Below are 13,081 nucleotides of genomic sequence, written 5' to 3'. Positions count from 1 at the left end.
GGCGACCATGGAGCACCGGCATAACCAGTGCCTCCGGCAATCCCGCACGGTAGCCTCGCTCCATGCCCGAGAACTCGGTGGCACAGTTTTACGACGACCTGGCCGACGACTACCACCTGATCTACGCAGACTGGGACGCGGGCATTCGCCGGCAGGGGGAAGCTCTGCACGCCCTGATAGGTCAGGACCGTACGGCGGTGCTCGACTGCTCCTGCGGCATCGGCACACAGGCCATCGGGCTGGCGTTGCGCGGGCATCGCGTCATCGGGACGGACCTCAGCCCCCGCGCCGCCGCCCGTGCTGCCCGTGAGGCCGCCCAGCGGGATGTCACGCTGCGCACAGCCGCCGCCGACATGCGACGCCTCCCGTTTCCCGACGCCCGGTTCGACGCCGTCGTCTGCGCCGACAACTCCCTTCCCCATCTTCTGACGGAGCAGGACGTTCATGCCGCGCTGGCGGAGATGCGCCGCGTACTGCGTCCCGGGGGCTTGTTGATGGTCAGCACGCGCGCCTATGACGACCTGTTGCGCAGCCGGCCGGCTTCGGCGCCTCCGCAGGTCCATCGGTACGCGGGCGATGGAGAACGGACCGTCACCTTCCAGCTCTGGCACTGGCACGAGGACGGCGAACACTACGACTTGGAGCATTTCCAACTCCTGCCGGCAGCCGGAGAGTGGCGTGTCCGGGTCCGTCGGACCGTCTCCTGGGCGCTCGGCCGCGACAGGCTGGCCGGCCTCGTGGCCGAGGCTGGGTTTGTGGCCCCTCGGTGGCGCATGCCGCAGGAGACGGGCTTCTTCCAGCCTCTGCTCACGGCGCACGCCGGTAAGTAGGTTATTCACCGTCGCCCGGTCGGTGGGATGGTCTGGACGTCGGTTCACACCTGTCCCCACAAGCCCTCGGTGTGGCAGCCCAGTTGAACCGCACACGGGTGGGCGTGGCAGGCTGGTGAGGCGATTGTCGAGCCGGCCACCGGTTGTCTGACCTGGAACGATACCGACCCGCCCGTAATCCTGGGCCACCGAATCGTCCTCGTCCTCGCCCGCGCGGGCATCGCCTGAGCGGCTCAGTCGGCAAGCCCGTGAACCGAGCCGCTCGCTCATGACTGCCGGCGGCCGACCATTCTAGTGCACTGCACCCTATCGACGTATTTATATGAGTATTTGAGCCCAATGAGAAATTGATTGGTATTTCGTAACAGACAGTGTTCTGCGGTGATTTGGTCGCGTCGGAGAGCAAAGATCAGTCCGTGCCCGGCCGAATGGTTCGGGCAGTGACGGGGCGCCAGCCCCGGTTCGTACGGAAAGGTCTGAACATGATCAACGGGTTGAAGAGGGCCGCGGCCCTGGGGGCGGCGACGGTGGCTCTGGCCGCGGGCGCGCTCGTCGGCACGGTCGGCACCGCGTCGGCCGCGCCGCAGCACCACCGGCCGCCGGTGGCGTCGCACCACTGCCAGGACGCGCGGGGCCAGTGGGCACGCCAGTGGCACCCGGCATTCCGCGACCGGCACCACCGCTGGCACCCCGGCCACTGGACCCGCGCCTGGCGCCCCGTCCACCGCGACTGCCACCGCTGACCCGGTAGCTGACGCCGGCACCCGCCCGTAGCGGCGGCGATCCGAACCGGCCCCGGCGCGCCCCTTCCAGGGCGGGCCGGGGCCGGTTCATTGCGTCGGGCCTGGTCTCTTCGACCGATGCGTGCCGGAAGCCACGCCCATCCTGCCAGGCGGTGTGTCGGTGCTCGTGGTTCCTTCCGTTCGCGATCCCCTCTGCCGGCCCGACAGTGGCCTCGGGATCACCGGGTCGGCTTGAGTTCTGACCTGGTCTCAGGGTGCGGACAGCGGCGTGGCATCGTGTGTCCGTGCACATCTCGGCAGACGATCGGCCAAGGCCCCTGGCGACATGCTGGCTGTCCTGGATCGCGGTACCGACCGGTGATCAAGCAGGAGTCATGGCGATGCTGGGGCTCACCCGACCCAGACCAGTGACGTTCGCGGAAGCCGAGTCGGTCATCGACGAGGACGGCCACGGAGATGCGGACGGAAATCCCGATGGCCTTGCCCGGGTGTACGTGAGCCCCGAAGTCGACGGGTGGACGCTCGTCATCGGCTGGTGGTGCGATCCGTGCGGCGCCGAGCGCGCAGACGAGATGCTGCGACTGTGCACCGAGCTGAGCGCACGCTACGGCCGGGCGCAGGCGTACTACTACGGTGCGCAGGGCGATGGTTCTGCCTGGCTCGTCGCTGAGCACGGTGCCGTGCTCCGGCGGTACTGCGCAACCGGGGAGGCCGAGGACGCGGGCTTCACACGGGGTGAACCGCTGCCACTGGAAAGGTCCCGACGCGAGCAGCTGATGCTGTCGCCCACTTGGGGCGAGGACGCCGACGACGAGTCCGAGAGCGAATGGACGTCGGTCGCGTTCCATCTCGCTCCCGAGATCGCCGCTGCCCTGGGACCCAGCCCGCTCACACTGACGAAGGACACGCGGGTGCGCGGCACCGGAGTCCTCGCCCTCACCCCCGCAGGCGCTGAGGCTGGAGCCGTCGCCTGAGGGCTTGCGGCATCCGGGAGTCACGGACCATCTGTGGCATGACCGCGCGGCCACCGGTGTTCCGTGACCCGTGCCAGGTCACCGAGCCGGTCACCGGCGGTTGACGATCCGGTCGGCCCCGGACTTCGAGACCCTGAACAGCCGAGCGAACGACCGCAAGTCAAATGGGCTGTGCGGTAAGTCGTGTCGGGTCGCGACGCCACGTCACGGAGCCTTGGCAGCTCAGTGGAACTCGTGGACCAGCTCGATCCTGCCGATGATGTGAGCGTTGAACTCGTCCAGTTCCTCGGCCGGTACCCACAGCTCGACGATCGTCTGTCCGCCCGCCTGCCGGACCGGATACCTGCGCAGGAAGCCGGACTCGACTTCGAACCGGGTGACGAAGCCTGCGCCGTCATGCTTCACGTTCCAGTCTCGCGCGATCCTGACGGCGTAGTCCTCGTTGAGGACCGGGTAGAAGATCGGCTGCTCGGGAAGCCGGGGCGGCCAGGCACGCCAGTCCAGCTCACGTACCAGCTCCAGTTCCTTGGGTCCGCTGGGACGCCACAGGGTCGTCGTTGCTTGGCTGGTCACGGGAATCGCTCTCTGGACGGGGTAGCCGCCGATGCGGCCGGCCGGGAGCCCGACCGTATCGACTGCTCGAGGACGGCGGCCACCAGGTTTCGAGCTTCCCTCCGCGGGTGCAACCGGCAGTTGCGGGACGGCCTTCAGACCAGCGGTTCGCTCAGCTCGATGGAGCGCAGTGCGGCCGTCAGTGCCTGTTCGTCGCCGACGTCGAGGGCTGTGTCGGTCAGCTTGATGACGTGTTCGTCGCCGTGCGACAGGGCCCGCTCGAAGACCTCCTCGGGGATGAGGGTGCCCGGTGGCGTGTAGGCGACCGGGGTGTCGGGTGCGTACATCGCGGTCACTGCCGCGGATGCCGTCCAGGCGGCCCGCAGGCTCGGTGCCCACAGGCCAGGCGGGAGCGCGGGGAGGGTGCGCAGCACGGCGTTGGGGGCCGTGGCCGCGTGGACCAGCATCGTCTCCTCTCCGTGGCCGTGGGTGGCGTACCGGTGCGTGGCCGCCCGCACCAGTTCGGTGAGACGGCGTCGCGCCTCGTGCGGGTCCGTGACCGCGGCCGCCCACCGGGGCAGGCCCGTGACGCGGCCGAGCCGGTCGGGGAAGCCGCCCTCCCGTGCGGCGATGGGCGCCACCGCGTCCAGGGCGGCGGCTGCGCTGTCGGCACCGGGCAGCGGGGCGAGGTCCGCGACCGGGTGGTAGCGGGCGGCCCAGTAACCGAGGCCGTGGGCAAGCTCGGTCAGACGTGGTTCGGTGACGTCGTCGGCCAGAAGAGTGCGCACGGCGTGACCCACCCGGATCACCGGGTGGGTCGAGCCGCCGTACATGCCGGGCAGGAGACGGGGCCACCACTCAGTGAGCACGTCGCGCCAGGGGCGCTCGGCGATCTCGCGGCCGAGGTAGCCGATCCAGTCTGCGGCTCGACGGGAATCGCCGAGCGGCACGCCAGTTGGCGGCCGTGACCGGCTCGACACCGGACGGGAACTCCTCAAGCTTGCGTGTGTACAGGTCGAGCCACCGGTGCACCGAGCCGGCCCGACCGTGCGCGGCGAGGGCCTCGACGGCCATCGGCGCGTGGTTGGTGAGCCGCCCGAGCCGCTCCGGCCCGGAACTGTGCAGCCGCTGGAGCGCCTCGTCGAGTATGGCTGTCTTATCCATGGTCAGGACGGTAGGTGAGGCCGCACAGCGGCGTAACAGGCCGCAGACGTAGGACCGGACCTAGTAGGACCTGTCGTGGAACCGACGTGCCCGGCCGAGCTCAGTCGGAGTTGAACCACGGCAACACGCCCGGGCCGTCCGGTGTGATCACCGGGACCCACGCCTCGTCCGCCTCGTGCATCCGGCTCTCGTCCAACCGTAGGCCGTGAGGCTCCTCGGTGGTCCCGTCGCACGTCCAGTAGCGGATGACTTCGATGATCCCGCGGAGTCTGTCGCGTTCGTCGTCCGGCCACGCGTAGTTCCATGTGCCGGCACCACGGAAGTCCCTCTCGAACAGCTCGCGCAGCGCGTCCAGCTCGTCCGGGCCGAACAGCGGCACCAGGAAGCCCTCCGCCTGTCCCTGCCGACAGGCGGTTCCGCCGTACTGCTGCTGGTAGAGGACGCCGGTCTTCGCCTCGACCACCACATACAGCCAACCGCCGCCGCTGATGCCGTCGGGATCGACGAAGACGAAGCGCCGCAGGCTCATGGCAGCAGTCTTCCGGGCCGCCGGCCACGAGCTCAACGGCATTTCCGTCGCAACGTTCGTGATGCTTGGCGGCACAGTGCGCGTGCCCTGCCGCAGCCGCCGGATGCATGGCTCAGTCTCCGGACCAACCCCAGAAGTAGATCTCCTGTGGTCTTCCGTGGTCGTCGTGGAGTACTGCGCAGCGTCCGTACCAGCGGTCGCGGGCAAGGTCTTGGATCGCCGGGACGTGTGCGCGGGTGAGCCGTTCGGTGCCGGCGGCCTTCCGGGCCTCTTCGGCGGTCACCGGCTGTACGGCACAGACCTCGGGCTCCTCGTCCTCGCGTTGCACGTGGAAGACGTCGAGGACCGAGTGGGTGCCGGAGTGCTGCGTCCACTCGTCGGCCCACAATTCGTCCGGAGTGGAAGGTCGTGGGCGGCGCTCCTCCTCGGGAAGCGAGTCGTCGCCGCGCACCCAGTAGTAGTCACCGGCGAGGAACACCCGCTGGTGCAACTCCTCCAGCGCGGCGCCGAGATCCGCCTGGTAGGGCACGTAGTAGTCCCAGGCCGAAGCACCCATCCTGCACCCCTCCGAGTCAGCCGCCGGCGCGGTTTCACGTCGCAAGAACGTTAGCGGTCACCTCCGACAGGCCATCCGGCCTGTCCGATGCTCGGGGTGCCGGACAGCCGCCCCCGTGATTGCCTGGTGCCGTCGGGCCGTGTACGGCTTTCGGCCGTCCAGGTCCGGCATGAGACGCTACGAGGGAACGCATCATGGAGCAGCACGCACCGGACTACCCGCAGATGATCGTCCCGGTCGGCCATGTGGAGCCTGTGCCGCGCCGCGTCCGCGGCTACGTGGCCGGCCTTCCCGTCTTCGACACCGTGCGGGCCCGCTATGTGTGGCTGTGGCCGGGCTACCCGCAGTACTGCATCCCGTGGGAGGACATCCGCGATGGGGCTCTGCTCGACGAGGGCCGAACCATGGCTCTGCGGGTCGGCACGGCGCGGCGTCACACCCTTCGACTGGGCTCGCTCTCCCGACCGGGAGCGGCCTGGGAGTGGGCTGAGGACACGCCGTCCGGTATCCACGGCACTGCCAGTTTCCGCTGGGAGGCCATCGACGCATGGTTCGAGGAGGACGAGCAGGTGTTCGTTCATCCGCGCAGCCCCTACACCCGCGTCGACGCACTGCGGTCGGGCCGCGGTGTCCGCGTCATGCTCGACGGAGTGGTGCTCGCGGACGCACCGTCCTCGGTCATGGTGCTGGAGACGGGCCTCCCGACGCGCCACTACCTCGACCGGGTGCACATCGACTGGACACGCATGCAGCCCACCGACACCGTCACCAGCTGCCCGTACAAGGGCAGGACCAGCGGTTACTGGTCCGTCACAACCGACACGGACACCTACCCCGACCTCGCCTGGTCGTACGACTTCCCGACCCGGCAGGTAACGCCCATCGCCGGCCTGGTCGCCTTCTACAACGAGCGCGTGGATCTCCACCTCGACGGACAGTTGCTGCCCCGCCCGTCCGCTGTCACCAGAGCCGTATGGGAGCGAGAGCACCCCACGTGAACCTTCCCCGTCGCGACGAGCGGACGGCGTTGGCGCGCCACGGGCCCGTGAGCGGCCGCTCGTTCCGGCTCGTCACGTCGACCCGTCCGCCGCTACGGTGCGGGACGGCTTCCCCTGTTCCGCGTTGATGTCGGTTGCCCAGAGGGTGAGGAGATACCGTGATCGAGGCCTACGACCCGTGCCGCACGGCGGTCATGCTCATCGATCCCTACAACGACTTCCTCTCCGAGGGAGGCAAGGTCTGGCAGCGCCTGAAGCCCGTCGCGACGCAGGTCGGCCTGCTGGACAATCTGCGTACCGTGATCGCCTCCGCACGGGAGGCCGGCTTGCAGGTGGTCTTCGTGCCGCACCGCCGCTGGCGGCCCGGCGACTACGACGCCTGGGACCACCCGAATCCGACCCAGCGGAGAATCCAGACGCAGCACACGTTCGCTCTGGGCACCTGGGGAGGGGAGTTCCACACGGACTTCCAGCCGCAGGCAGGTGACCTCGTCGTGCACGAACACTGGGCCCAGAGCGGATTCGCCAACACCGATCTGGACATGCGGCTCAGGCAGCACGGCATCACACATGTGGTGGCCGTCGGGGTGCTGGCGAACACCTGCGTCGAGACCACCGCGCGTTTCGCGATGGAGCTCGGCTACCACGTGACCCTTGTCCGTGACGCCACCGCGGCCTACACACCCGAGATGATGCACGCCGCGCACGAACTGATCGGCCCCACCTTCGCGCACGCGATCCTCACCACGACCGAGCTGGTCACCGCCTTCAAGCAAGCGCCGACGTAGCCGCGCCTGAGTGAACGACCGCAGCTGCCGGACCGGTTGAACGCCGGCGACCCGCCACCACGCCGCATCAGCGCATCAGCCGGCCTGGGCCCAGTACTCCCCGGCGCCGGCGCTCCCTGTGGCCTGCTGCGCGTGCGCCGCACGCGCGGTCTCCAGCAGAAGCCGCCAGGACGTCACCGTCGGGCGGCGCCGCAGCAGGGCGCGCCGCTCCCGCTCCGTCATGCCGCCCCAGATGCCGTGCTCGATCCGGTTGTCGAGCGCGTGCGCCAGGCATTCGGTGCGCACGGGGCAGCCCGTGCACAGGGCCTTGGCCTGGTGCTGGGCCGCTCCCTCGACGAACAGCTGCTCCGGATCAGCGGTTCGGCAAGTCGCCCGCTCCGCCCAGCTCTCGTTGCCCGCAATCATTCCCACCGTCCCCACCCGGTCCTCTCCCCTTTTCGGCCAGCGGCTGCCTGCCCCATGGGCAGGTAGGGACGTGACAGTAGGACACGCAGGCATATGCCGTCTGTGCCGGGCGGCGCCACGCCACACCTTCGAGTGAGCAGCCTTGCCAATCATGACGAACGGCGGTAATTGGGACCAGCGCCGCCCCCGCTTGCCCGTCCGGTGGCGGATCCGGCCGTCCGGCGGCGCGTACGATCCCGTTCGTTCAGCCGGCTGCTTGTCGGTGGCCCGTTCGGTCAGCCGACTGTGTGTCGATGGTGGATGAGGAGCAGGGCGATGTCGTCGCTGCAGGGCGCGGACCGCTGGGCGTGGTCGATGAGGCTGTCGGCGAGGGCGTCCATCGTCTGGTCCCGGGTTCGGGCGAGCCGGTCGGCGAGGGTGTTGATCGAGTCCTCGATGTCGCTACCCGGCTCTTCGACCAGTCCGTCGGTGTACAGGGTGAGTACGGCGCCGGGCGGCAGGGGGATCTCGGTCGTGGGGTAGTCGGCGTCGGGGTCGATGCCGAGCAGGAGTCCGGGCGGCGGATGGAGGACTTCGGTGCGGCCGTCGGGGTGGCGCAGGATCGGCGGAGGGTGTCCGGCGGTGGCCAGGCAGGCTCGGTGGCGTGCGAGGTCGAGGGCGGCGTAGAGGCAGCTGGTGAACAGTCCGGCGTCGAGGTCGGTGAGCAGGCGGTTGGTGCGGGCGAGGACCTCGCCCGGGGGTGCTCCGGCGGTGGCGTGGACGGCGGTGCGGACCTGTCCCATGAGGGTCGCGGCGTGCACGTTGTGACCCTGGACGTCGCCGATGGCCGCGGCGGCGGTCGCCTCGCCGAGGCGGATGAGGTCGTAGAAGTCGCCGCCGATGCCCATGCCGCGCCCGGCAGGGAGGTAGCGGGCGGCCACCTCCAGGCCCGGGATGCGGGGCAGGGTGCGGGGCAGCAGGCCGGCCTGGAGGTTGCGGGCGAGCCGGTGTTTGGCGTCGTAGAGACGGGCGCGGTCCAGCGCCTGGGCGATCAACCCGGCCGCCGAGATCACCACGGCACGCTCGTCGGCGGGAAAGGAACGAGGCCGGTCGTAGGCGAGGACCAGCGAGCCGACGGGGCGTCCGGAGGTGATCAGCGGCAGGAACGCCCAGGCGGCCATGTCGTCCTGGAGGACCGCGGGAGGATAGGCCTCCTTCAGGTCGGTGAAGGTGGCGAAGAAGCTGGGAACGCCCGTCGTCAGGACGCGCACGGCGGGGGTGTCCGACGTCAGGGGTTCGTTGTCGAAGCGGTCCATGAGTTCGCCGGTGTAGCCGCGGTAGCCGATGATCCGCAGCCGCCCCTCCTCCGCCGCCAGCAGGGCCAGGGCCTGGGCGCCGCAGGCGGGCAGGATCTGGTCGGCGACCCTGTCCACCACGTCCCGCACGCCGACGGCTTCGGTGAGAGCGGCAGCCAGATGCATCAGGTGGTACAGGGCCGGGGCGCGGACAGGCCCGGCGGCAGGCGCGGGATGCACCAGCCGTGGAGGGGCCAGGAGGTCGGCCGAGGAGACGGGGACGATGCGCACGCTGATGCCGGAGGTGTCCGGATAGAGGTGGAAGGACAGCCAGTGGTCCGGCGGGCGCCGCGAGGTGAAGGACGTGGGCTGACGACTGAGAACCGCGGCCCGGTACCGGTCTTCCGCCACGGGGTTGTCCAGCCACGGCAGTGCCTCCCAGGGCCGAACGCCCAGCAGGTCGGGCCTGCCGACGCCGAGGAGGTCCGCCGCGGAGGTGGTGATGAAGGTGACCCGACCGTCCGGGTCGAGCGCGCAGCAGCCGTCGGGGAGGCGCTCGGCGAAGCCGACCGCGGCCTGTGCCTCGTCCGGCCCGGCGGCACAGGTCAGCGGCACGGGCAGGATCCGCGGCTCGGACCCGGGCGACACGGCACCTCCGCTGCTGACGGCCTGCTGCAGGATCAGGCCCAGGTGGTCGCAGACGCCGGTGATCGCATCCTGTTCGTCGCAGTCCAGGACCGGTGGGTGCGTGGCGGGCCAGTGCAGCACCAGGCCGCCCCACGCGGTCGGGCCGGTGGTGATCGGAGCGGCGGCCATGGTGAAGGGGTGCGGCAGGACCAGCGCGAGTTGCGGATAGCGGCGGGCCAGTTCCTCCTGGTCGCCGATCCACACCAGACGTCGTTCCCGCACGGCGTCGCTCACCGGGGTCGTGGCCTCCAGCGCGACCTGCGCCCAGGGGGTGGCGATCTGCCATGAGACTCCGCTGAGCACCGCCAGGTGCAACACCTGGCCGTCCGGCGACGGCAGGTAGACCGCGCTCACGCTGGCGCCGGCCTCCCGCGTGAACCGGCTCAGGACGGGGTCCAGTGCTTCCGGAACACAGCCCGCGCAGGTCTTTTCGGGGGTGGCGTCGGACACGCTTCACCTCCCTGTGCGAGCACCGGTCGGTGACTGCCGTACCTGCGCGATACGGCGGCGGGCGGTGTCACCGGTCACACCTAGCGCCATCGCCACGCATATCAGGACGATACGCCCATGAGGCCGCCCTGACAGGCGCGGAGCCAAGCGGGCGTCACGGCGTTCGCCGGCGAGAGCAGCAGGCGACGAGGACAGCCGGCGATCTGCGGGGGTGCCGCCCCAGCGGTGCGGTGAGCAGGGGCTGGGCTGTCAACGGTCCGTGCGACCGATGCCTGCATGGCCGGCAGGCAGTCCCAACGCCGACGGGGTAGGCGGAATCAGAGATTCCACGCCGCGGTTGTTCGAAGCATTCCGGTAGGCAGGGCCGCGATGACCAAGGAGTGACCCGGGCATGGTTCTTTCCCTGATTCTCGCCGTTCTTGCCGCGTGCAGCAATGCGCTCGGAACGGTTCTGCAGCGGCGCGCGGCGTTGACCGTGCCGGCCACGATGTCCCTGCGGGTGGGTCTCCTCCTCGATCTGTTGCGCACCCCCGTCTGGCTCGCGGGCATCGTCGGCGTCACCGCCTCCGCGATTCTTCAGGCCTTGGCCCTGGCATCCGGCTCACTCGCCGCGGTTCAGCCGGTCTTCATCCTCGAGTTGCCGTTGGCTCTCATGATCGGTGGAGCCGTCTTCCACGTGCACCGCTCGCGCAAGGCCTGGTATTCGGTGGCGTGCATCGCCGTGGGGCTGACGCTGTTCCTGCTGTCCCTCGCTCCCTCCGGTGGAAGGGACGAGGTGCCCGGCCTGTTGTGGGTGCCCACGCTCCTGGTCGTCGGCGGCATCGGCGCGGCGCTGGTACTCGCGGGTACCCGAAGGCCTCTGGGCATGACGCGGGCGGCCTGCCTGGCCGCGGGGGCGGCCCTCGGCAACGCCCTCACCGCCGCGCTCATGAAATCGGCCATGGGCATCCTGGGCGATCGGGGTCTTCAGGCCTTTCTCCTGGCGTGGCAGACCTACGGCTTCGCGGTGATCGGCGGCACCTCCCTGTTCCTGCTGGGGACCGCCATGCAGGCCGGCCCCCTCATCGCCTCACAGCCCGCGCTGACGCTGACCGACGCCACGGCCGGTGTCCTCCTGGGCGTCACGATCTACGGCGAGGAGCCACGCACGGGAATGTGGCTGCTGTCGGCCCTGGTGGGCTTCGCCCTGCTCACCTACGGGATCTTCGCGCTGTCCCGCACACGGTGTCTGGCGAACTGCCTGCATGCGGACGAGGAACGGCCGGAGCCGGCGGAGCACGCCCCGGCCCGGTAGCGACGGCGTCCCGGCGCCTTCACGCCGGGCTCGGCGCGCACACTTCGGGGCCGGCCGGGGCACCGATCACGGCGTTCCAGCCGCGGTCACAGGGCGCCCGCACCGAGTCCGGTGAGGAAGGCTGCAAGGACGCGGCGCAGGCGGGGTTCCACCTCGACGACCGCGTGGCCGAGCCGGGGATCCGTCTCGTAGAGCTCCCGCAGACGCGGGCCGGGGCTGGACATCTGCCACAGGGCCCCGGCCATGCTGGTCGCCGTCGCGATGGTGTCGATCGTCTGCAGCTCGGTCAGTCCGAGCAGTCGTCGCAGCTCGGCGCCGATCAGTTCGATCTCCTCGAAGGTCACGAGCTTGAAGGCGCGCACCGATTCGATCGACACGTTGCGCTCGAGGTTCAGGGGCGCCTGCGCGAGGAGATCGCAGAACATCGGCCGCGCCGCCAGCGTGGCGGCGATGACCGCGGCGACCTCGGCGGGTGTGGCGTGCGCCCTCCGTTCGAGGTCGCCGCGCAGGTCGGCGGACCACTGCCGCCACCCTTCCGCCGTGAGCTTGAGGAAGATCTGCTCCCTCGTCTCGAAGTAGCGAAGCAACGCCGATTTGTGCATGCCCACGGCAGCGGCGATGTCGGTGAGGGTGACCTCCCGGATGCCGCGCCGGCGGCCGAGCGTACGGGCCGCGTCCAGGATCGCCTCTTCTCGCGCCTGCTTGGCCTGGACACTGCGCGCGCGCTGAAAGGCAGGCGTAGTCATGCAGGACATCATAGGAACCATTACCGCAACGGCGTTGCGTAATTAAGAGAACGGTGTTGTACTAACAGCATGAGTTCACAGGTCTGGTTCATCACCGGTTCATCCCGCGGCCTCGGCCGCGCCCTGGTCACCGCCGCCCTCGGGGCCGGCGACAGCGTCGTGGCCACCGCCCGCCGCCCCGAGGCCCTCGCGGAAGCGTTCAGGGAGTACGGCGACCGCATTCACCCCCTCTCACTGGAGGTCACGCGCCCGGACGAGGCGCGCAAGGCCGTCGAAGCGGCGCTGGCCCGGTTCGGACGCATCGACGTGATCGTGAACAACGCGGGATACGCGAACGTGTCCCCCATCGAGACGACGGAGGACGACGACTTCCGCACCCAGTTCGAGACGAACTTCTGGGGTGTCTACAACGTCACGAAGGCCGCGCTCCCCACCCTGCGGGAACAGGGAAGGGGCACCGTCGTGCAGATCTCCTCGATCGGCGGGCGCGTCGGCGGCTCGCCGGGAATCGCGTCGTACCAGGCGGCCAAGTTCGCGGTCGACGGCTTCAGCAGAGTCCTGGCCACGGAGACCGCGCCGTTCGGTGTGCAGGTCATGGTCGTCGAACCGAGCGGTTTCGCCACCGACTGGGCCGGCTCGTCCATGACGGTCCACCCGATCCCCGACGCCTATGACGAGACAGTCGGGGCGATGAACCGGCGGGTGCGGCAGAGCACGGACGGAGCGGCCGGGGACCCCGAGCGCGCTGCCGGGATCATCGTGCGCACCGTCCGACGCGGGCAGGTCCCGAGCCATCTCCTGCTGGGCGCGAACGCGGCGGAGATGGCACTGGACTACTCCCGCCGCCAGTTGTCCGAGGCGACCGCCTGGGAGAAGGTCAGCCGCTCCGCCGACTTCGGCGAGCCCTACCCCGTACAGCTCCCGCCTCAGGTCGCGACCGAGTAGGGTCCGTCCGTCCCCCGGACACCCTCCCCGACGCGCCATGCGTCGCGCGCGGCTGTTCACCCGCGGCCGGCTCCGGCTCCGCCCGGCCGCCCCACCTCCTCGCTTCGTCGGGCAACTTCTACGGCCCGGTCGCTTTTCGGGAAGCC

Annotated in this window: 12 protein-coding genes and 2 pseudogenes; 7 read left to right on the top strand and 7 right to left on the bottom strand. The window is 70.0% G+C overall.

The annotated features are described in order from the left end of the window. Positions 1-62 precede the first annotated feature (62 nt). The 3 genes from BZY54_RS12705 to BZY54_RS12695 all read left to right on the top strand — a co-directional run bounded on the left by BZY54_RS12705 (position 63) and on the right by BZY54_RS12695 (position 2,547). Positions 63-830: a class I SAM-dependent methyltransferase gene (locus tag BZY54_RS12705; RefSeq protein ID WP_086725279.1), complete on the top strand. Its 768-nt coding sequence runs from the start codon at positions 63-65 to the stop codon at positions 828-830. Between the two features lie 482 nt (positions 831-1,312). After that, positions 1,313-1,573: a hypothetical protein gene (locus BZY54_RS12700; protein ID WP_086725278.1), complete on the top strand. Its 261-nt coding sequence runs from the start codon at positions 1,313-1,315 to the stop codon at positions 1,571-1,573. 374 nt (positions 1,574-1,947) lie between these two features. Continuing rightward, positions 1,948-2,547, top strand: coding sequence for a hypothetical protein (locus BZY54_RS12695; RefSeq protein ID WP_086725277.1), 600 nt, complete (start codon positions 1,948-1,950; stop codon positions 2,545-2,547). Positions 2,548-2,769: 222 nt separating this feature from the next. Here BZY54_RS12695 and BZY54_RS12690 read toward each other — a convergent pair whose 3' ends face one another. The 4 genes and pseudogenes from BZY54_RS12690 to BZY54_RS12675 form a co-directional block, all read right to left on the bottom strand. Next, the gene (locus tag BZY54_RS12690) at positions 2,770-3,126 is read right to left on the bottom strand and encodes a hypothetical protein (RefSeq protein ID WP_086725332.1); all 357 of its coding nucleotides are present in this window, start codon (positions 3,124-3,126) and stop codon (positions 2,770-2,772) included. Positions 3,127-3,254: 128 nt separating this feature from the next. Then, a pseudogene (locus BZY54_RS12685) lies at positions 3,255-4,263 on the bottom strand (questin oxidase family protein). A 100-nt stretch (positions 4,264-4,363) separates the two neighbouring features. Then, a complete protein-coding gene (locus tag BZY54_RS12680) occupies positions 4,364-4,792 on the bottom strand; it encodes a DUF6210 family protein (protein WP_086725276.1) in 429 nt (142 codons plus the stop codon). A gap of 112 nt (positions 4,793-4,904) precedes the next feature. Next, complete coding sequence (locus BZY54_RS12675; protein WP_086725275.1) at positions 4,905-5,348, bottom strand: hypothetical protein; 444 nt, start codon at positions 5,346-5,348, stop codon at positions 4,905-4,907. 194 nt (positions 5,349-5,542) lie between these two features. Here BZY54_RS12675 and BZY54_RS12670 point away from each other — a divergent pair, with 194 nt between their 5' ends. Together BZY54_RS12670 and BZY54_RS12665 are read left to right on the top strand one after the other, a co-directional pair. Next, positions 5,543-6,346: a DUF427 domain-containing protein gene (locus BZY54_RS12670; protein ID WP_086725274.1), complete on the top strand. Its 804-nt coding sequence runs from the start codon at positions 5,543-5,545 to the stop codon at positions 6,344-6,346. Positions 6,347-6,504: 158 nt separating this feature from the next. Further along, positions 6,505-7,134 (top strand): cysteine hydrolase family protein, encoded by a 630-nt coding sequence (locus tag BZY54_RS12665; protein ID WP_244217127.1) that lies wholly within the window; start codon positions 6,505-6,507, stop codon positions 7,132-7,134. A 75-nt stretch (positions 7,135-7,209) separates the two neighbouring features. Here the strand turns inward: BZY54_RS12665 and BZY54_RS12660 are convergent. Together BZY54_RS12660 and BZY54_RS12655 are read right to left on the bottom strand one after the other, a co-directional pair. After that, positions 7,210-7,624: pseudogene (locus tag BZY54_RS12660) on the bottom strand (WhiB family transcriptional regulator). 190 nt (positions 7,625-7,814) lie between these two features. Next, positions 7,815-9,950 carry a SpoIIE family protein phosphatase gene (locus tag BZY54_RS12655; RefSeq protein ID WP_086725272.1) on the bottom strand — a complete coding sequence of 712 codons (2,136 nt, stop codon included), beginning with the start codon at positions 9,948-9,950 and terminating at the stop codon, positions 7,815-7,817. A gap of 391 nt (positions 9,951-10,341) precedes the next feature. Here BZY54_RS12655 and BZY54_RS12650 point away from each other — a divergent pair, with 391 nt between their 5' ends. Further along, complete coding sequence (locus BZY54_RS12650) at positions 10,342-11,244, top strand: DMT family transporter (protein WP_086725271.1); 903 nt, start codon at positions 10,342-10,344, stop codon at positions 11,242-11,244. Between the two features lie 86 nt (positions 11,245-11,330). On the opposite strand, the gene BZY54_RS12645 is transcribed toward BZY54_RS12650, so the two are convergent. Further along, complete coding sequence (locus tag BZY54_RS12645; protein ID WP_086725330.1) at positions 11,331-11,990, bottom strand: TetR/AcrR family transcriptional regulator; 660 nt, start codon at positions 11,988-11,990, stop codon at positions 11,331-11,333. Between the two features lie 69 nt (positions 11,991-12,059). On the opposite strand from BZY54_RS12645, the gene BZY54_RS12640 reads away from it, so the two are divergent. Further along, positions 12,060-12,935 carry an SDR family NAD(P)-dependent oxidoreductase gene (locus BZY54_RS12640; protein WP_086725270.1) on the top strand — a complete coding sequence of 292 codons (876 nt, stop codon included), beginning with the start codon at positions 12,060-12,062 and terminating at the stop codon, positions 12,933-12,935. The last annotated feature ends 146 nt before the right edge of the window (positions 12,936-13,081 follow it).

Origin of the sequence: Streptomyces carpinensis, assembly GCF_002154505.1 — a bacterium.
Classification (GTDB): Bacteria; Actinomycetota; Actinomycetes; order Streptomycetales; family Streptomycetaceae; genus Streptomyces; species Streptomyces carpinensis.
This window is presented reverse-complemented; position numbering and strand designations above follow the sequence as displayed.

Bases quoted from the DNA above. Each gene is read 5' to 3' on its own strand.
- BZY54_RS12675 (WP_086725275.1), bottom strand. From the start codon at position 5,348: ATGGGTGCTTCGGCCTGGGACTACTACGTGCCCTACCAGGCGGATCTC.
- BZY54_RS12650 (WP_086725271.1), top strand. From the start codon at position 10,342: ATGGTTCTTTCCCTGATTCTCGCCGTTCTTGCCGCGTGCAGCAATGCG.
- BZY54_RS12640 (WP_086725270.1), top strand. From the start codon at position 12,060: ATGAGTTCACAGGTCTGGTTCATCACCGGTTCATCCCGCGGCCTCGGC.
- BZY54_RS12670 (WP_086725274.1), top strand. From the start codon at position 5,543: ATGGAGCAGCACGCACCGGACTACCCGCAGATGATCGTCCCGGTCGGC.
- BZY54_RS12700 (WP_086725278.1), top strand. From the start codon at position 1,313: ATGATCAACGGGTTGAAGAGGGCCGCGGCCCTGGGGGCGGCGACGGTG.
- BZY54_RS12680 (WP_086725276.1), bottom strand. From the start codon at position 4,792: ATGAGCCTGCGGCGCTTCGTCTTCGTCGATCCCGACGGCATCAGCGGC.
- BZY54_RS12695 (WP_086725277.1), top strand. From the start codon at position 1,948: ATGGCGATGCTGGGGCTCACCCGACCCAGACCAGTGACGTTCGCGGAA.
- BZY54_RS12705 (WP_086725279.1), top strand. From the start codon at position 63: ATGCCCGAGAACTCGGTGGCACAGTTTTACGACGACCTGGCCGACGAC.
- BZY54_RS12645 (WP_086725330.1), bottom strand. From the start codon at position 11,990: ATGACTACGCCTGCCTTTCAGCGCGCGCGCAGTGTCCAGGCCAAGCAG.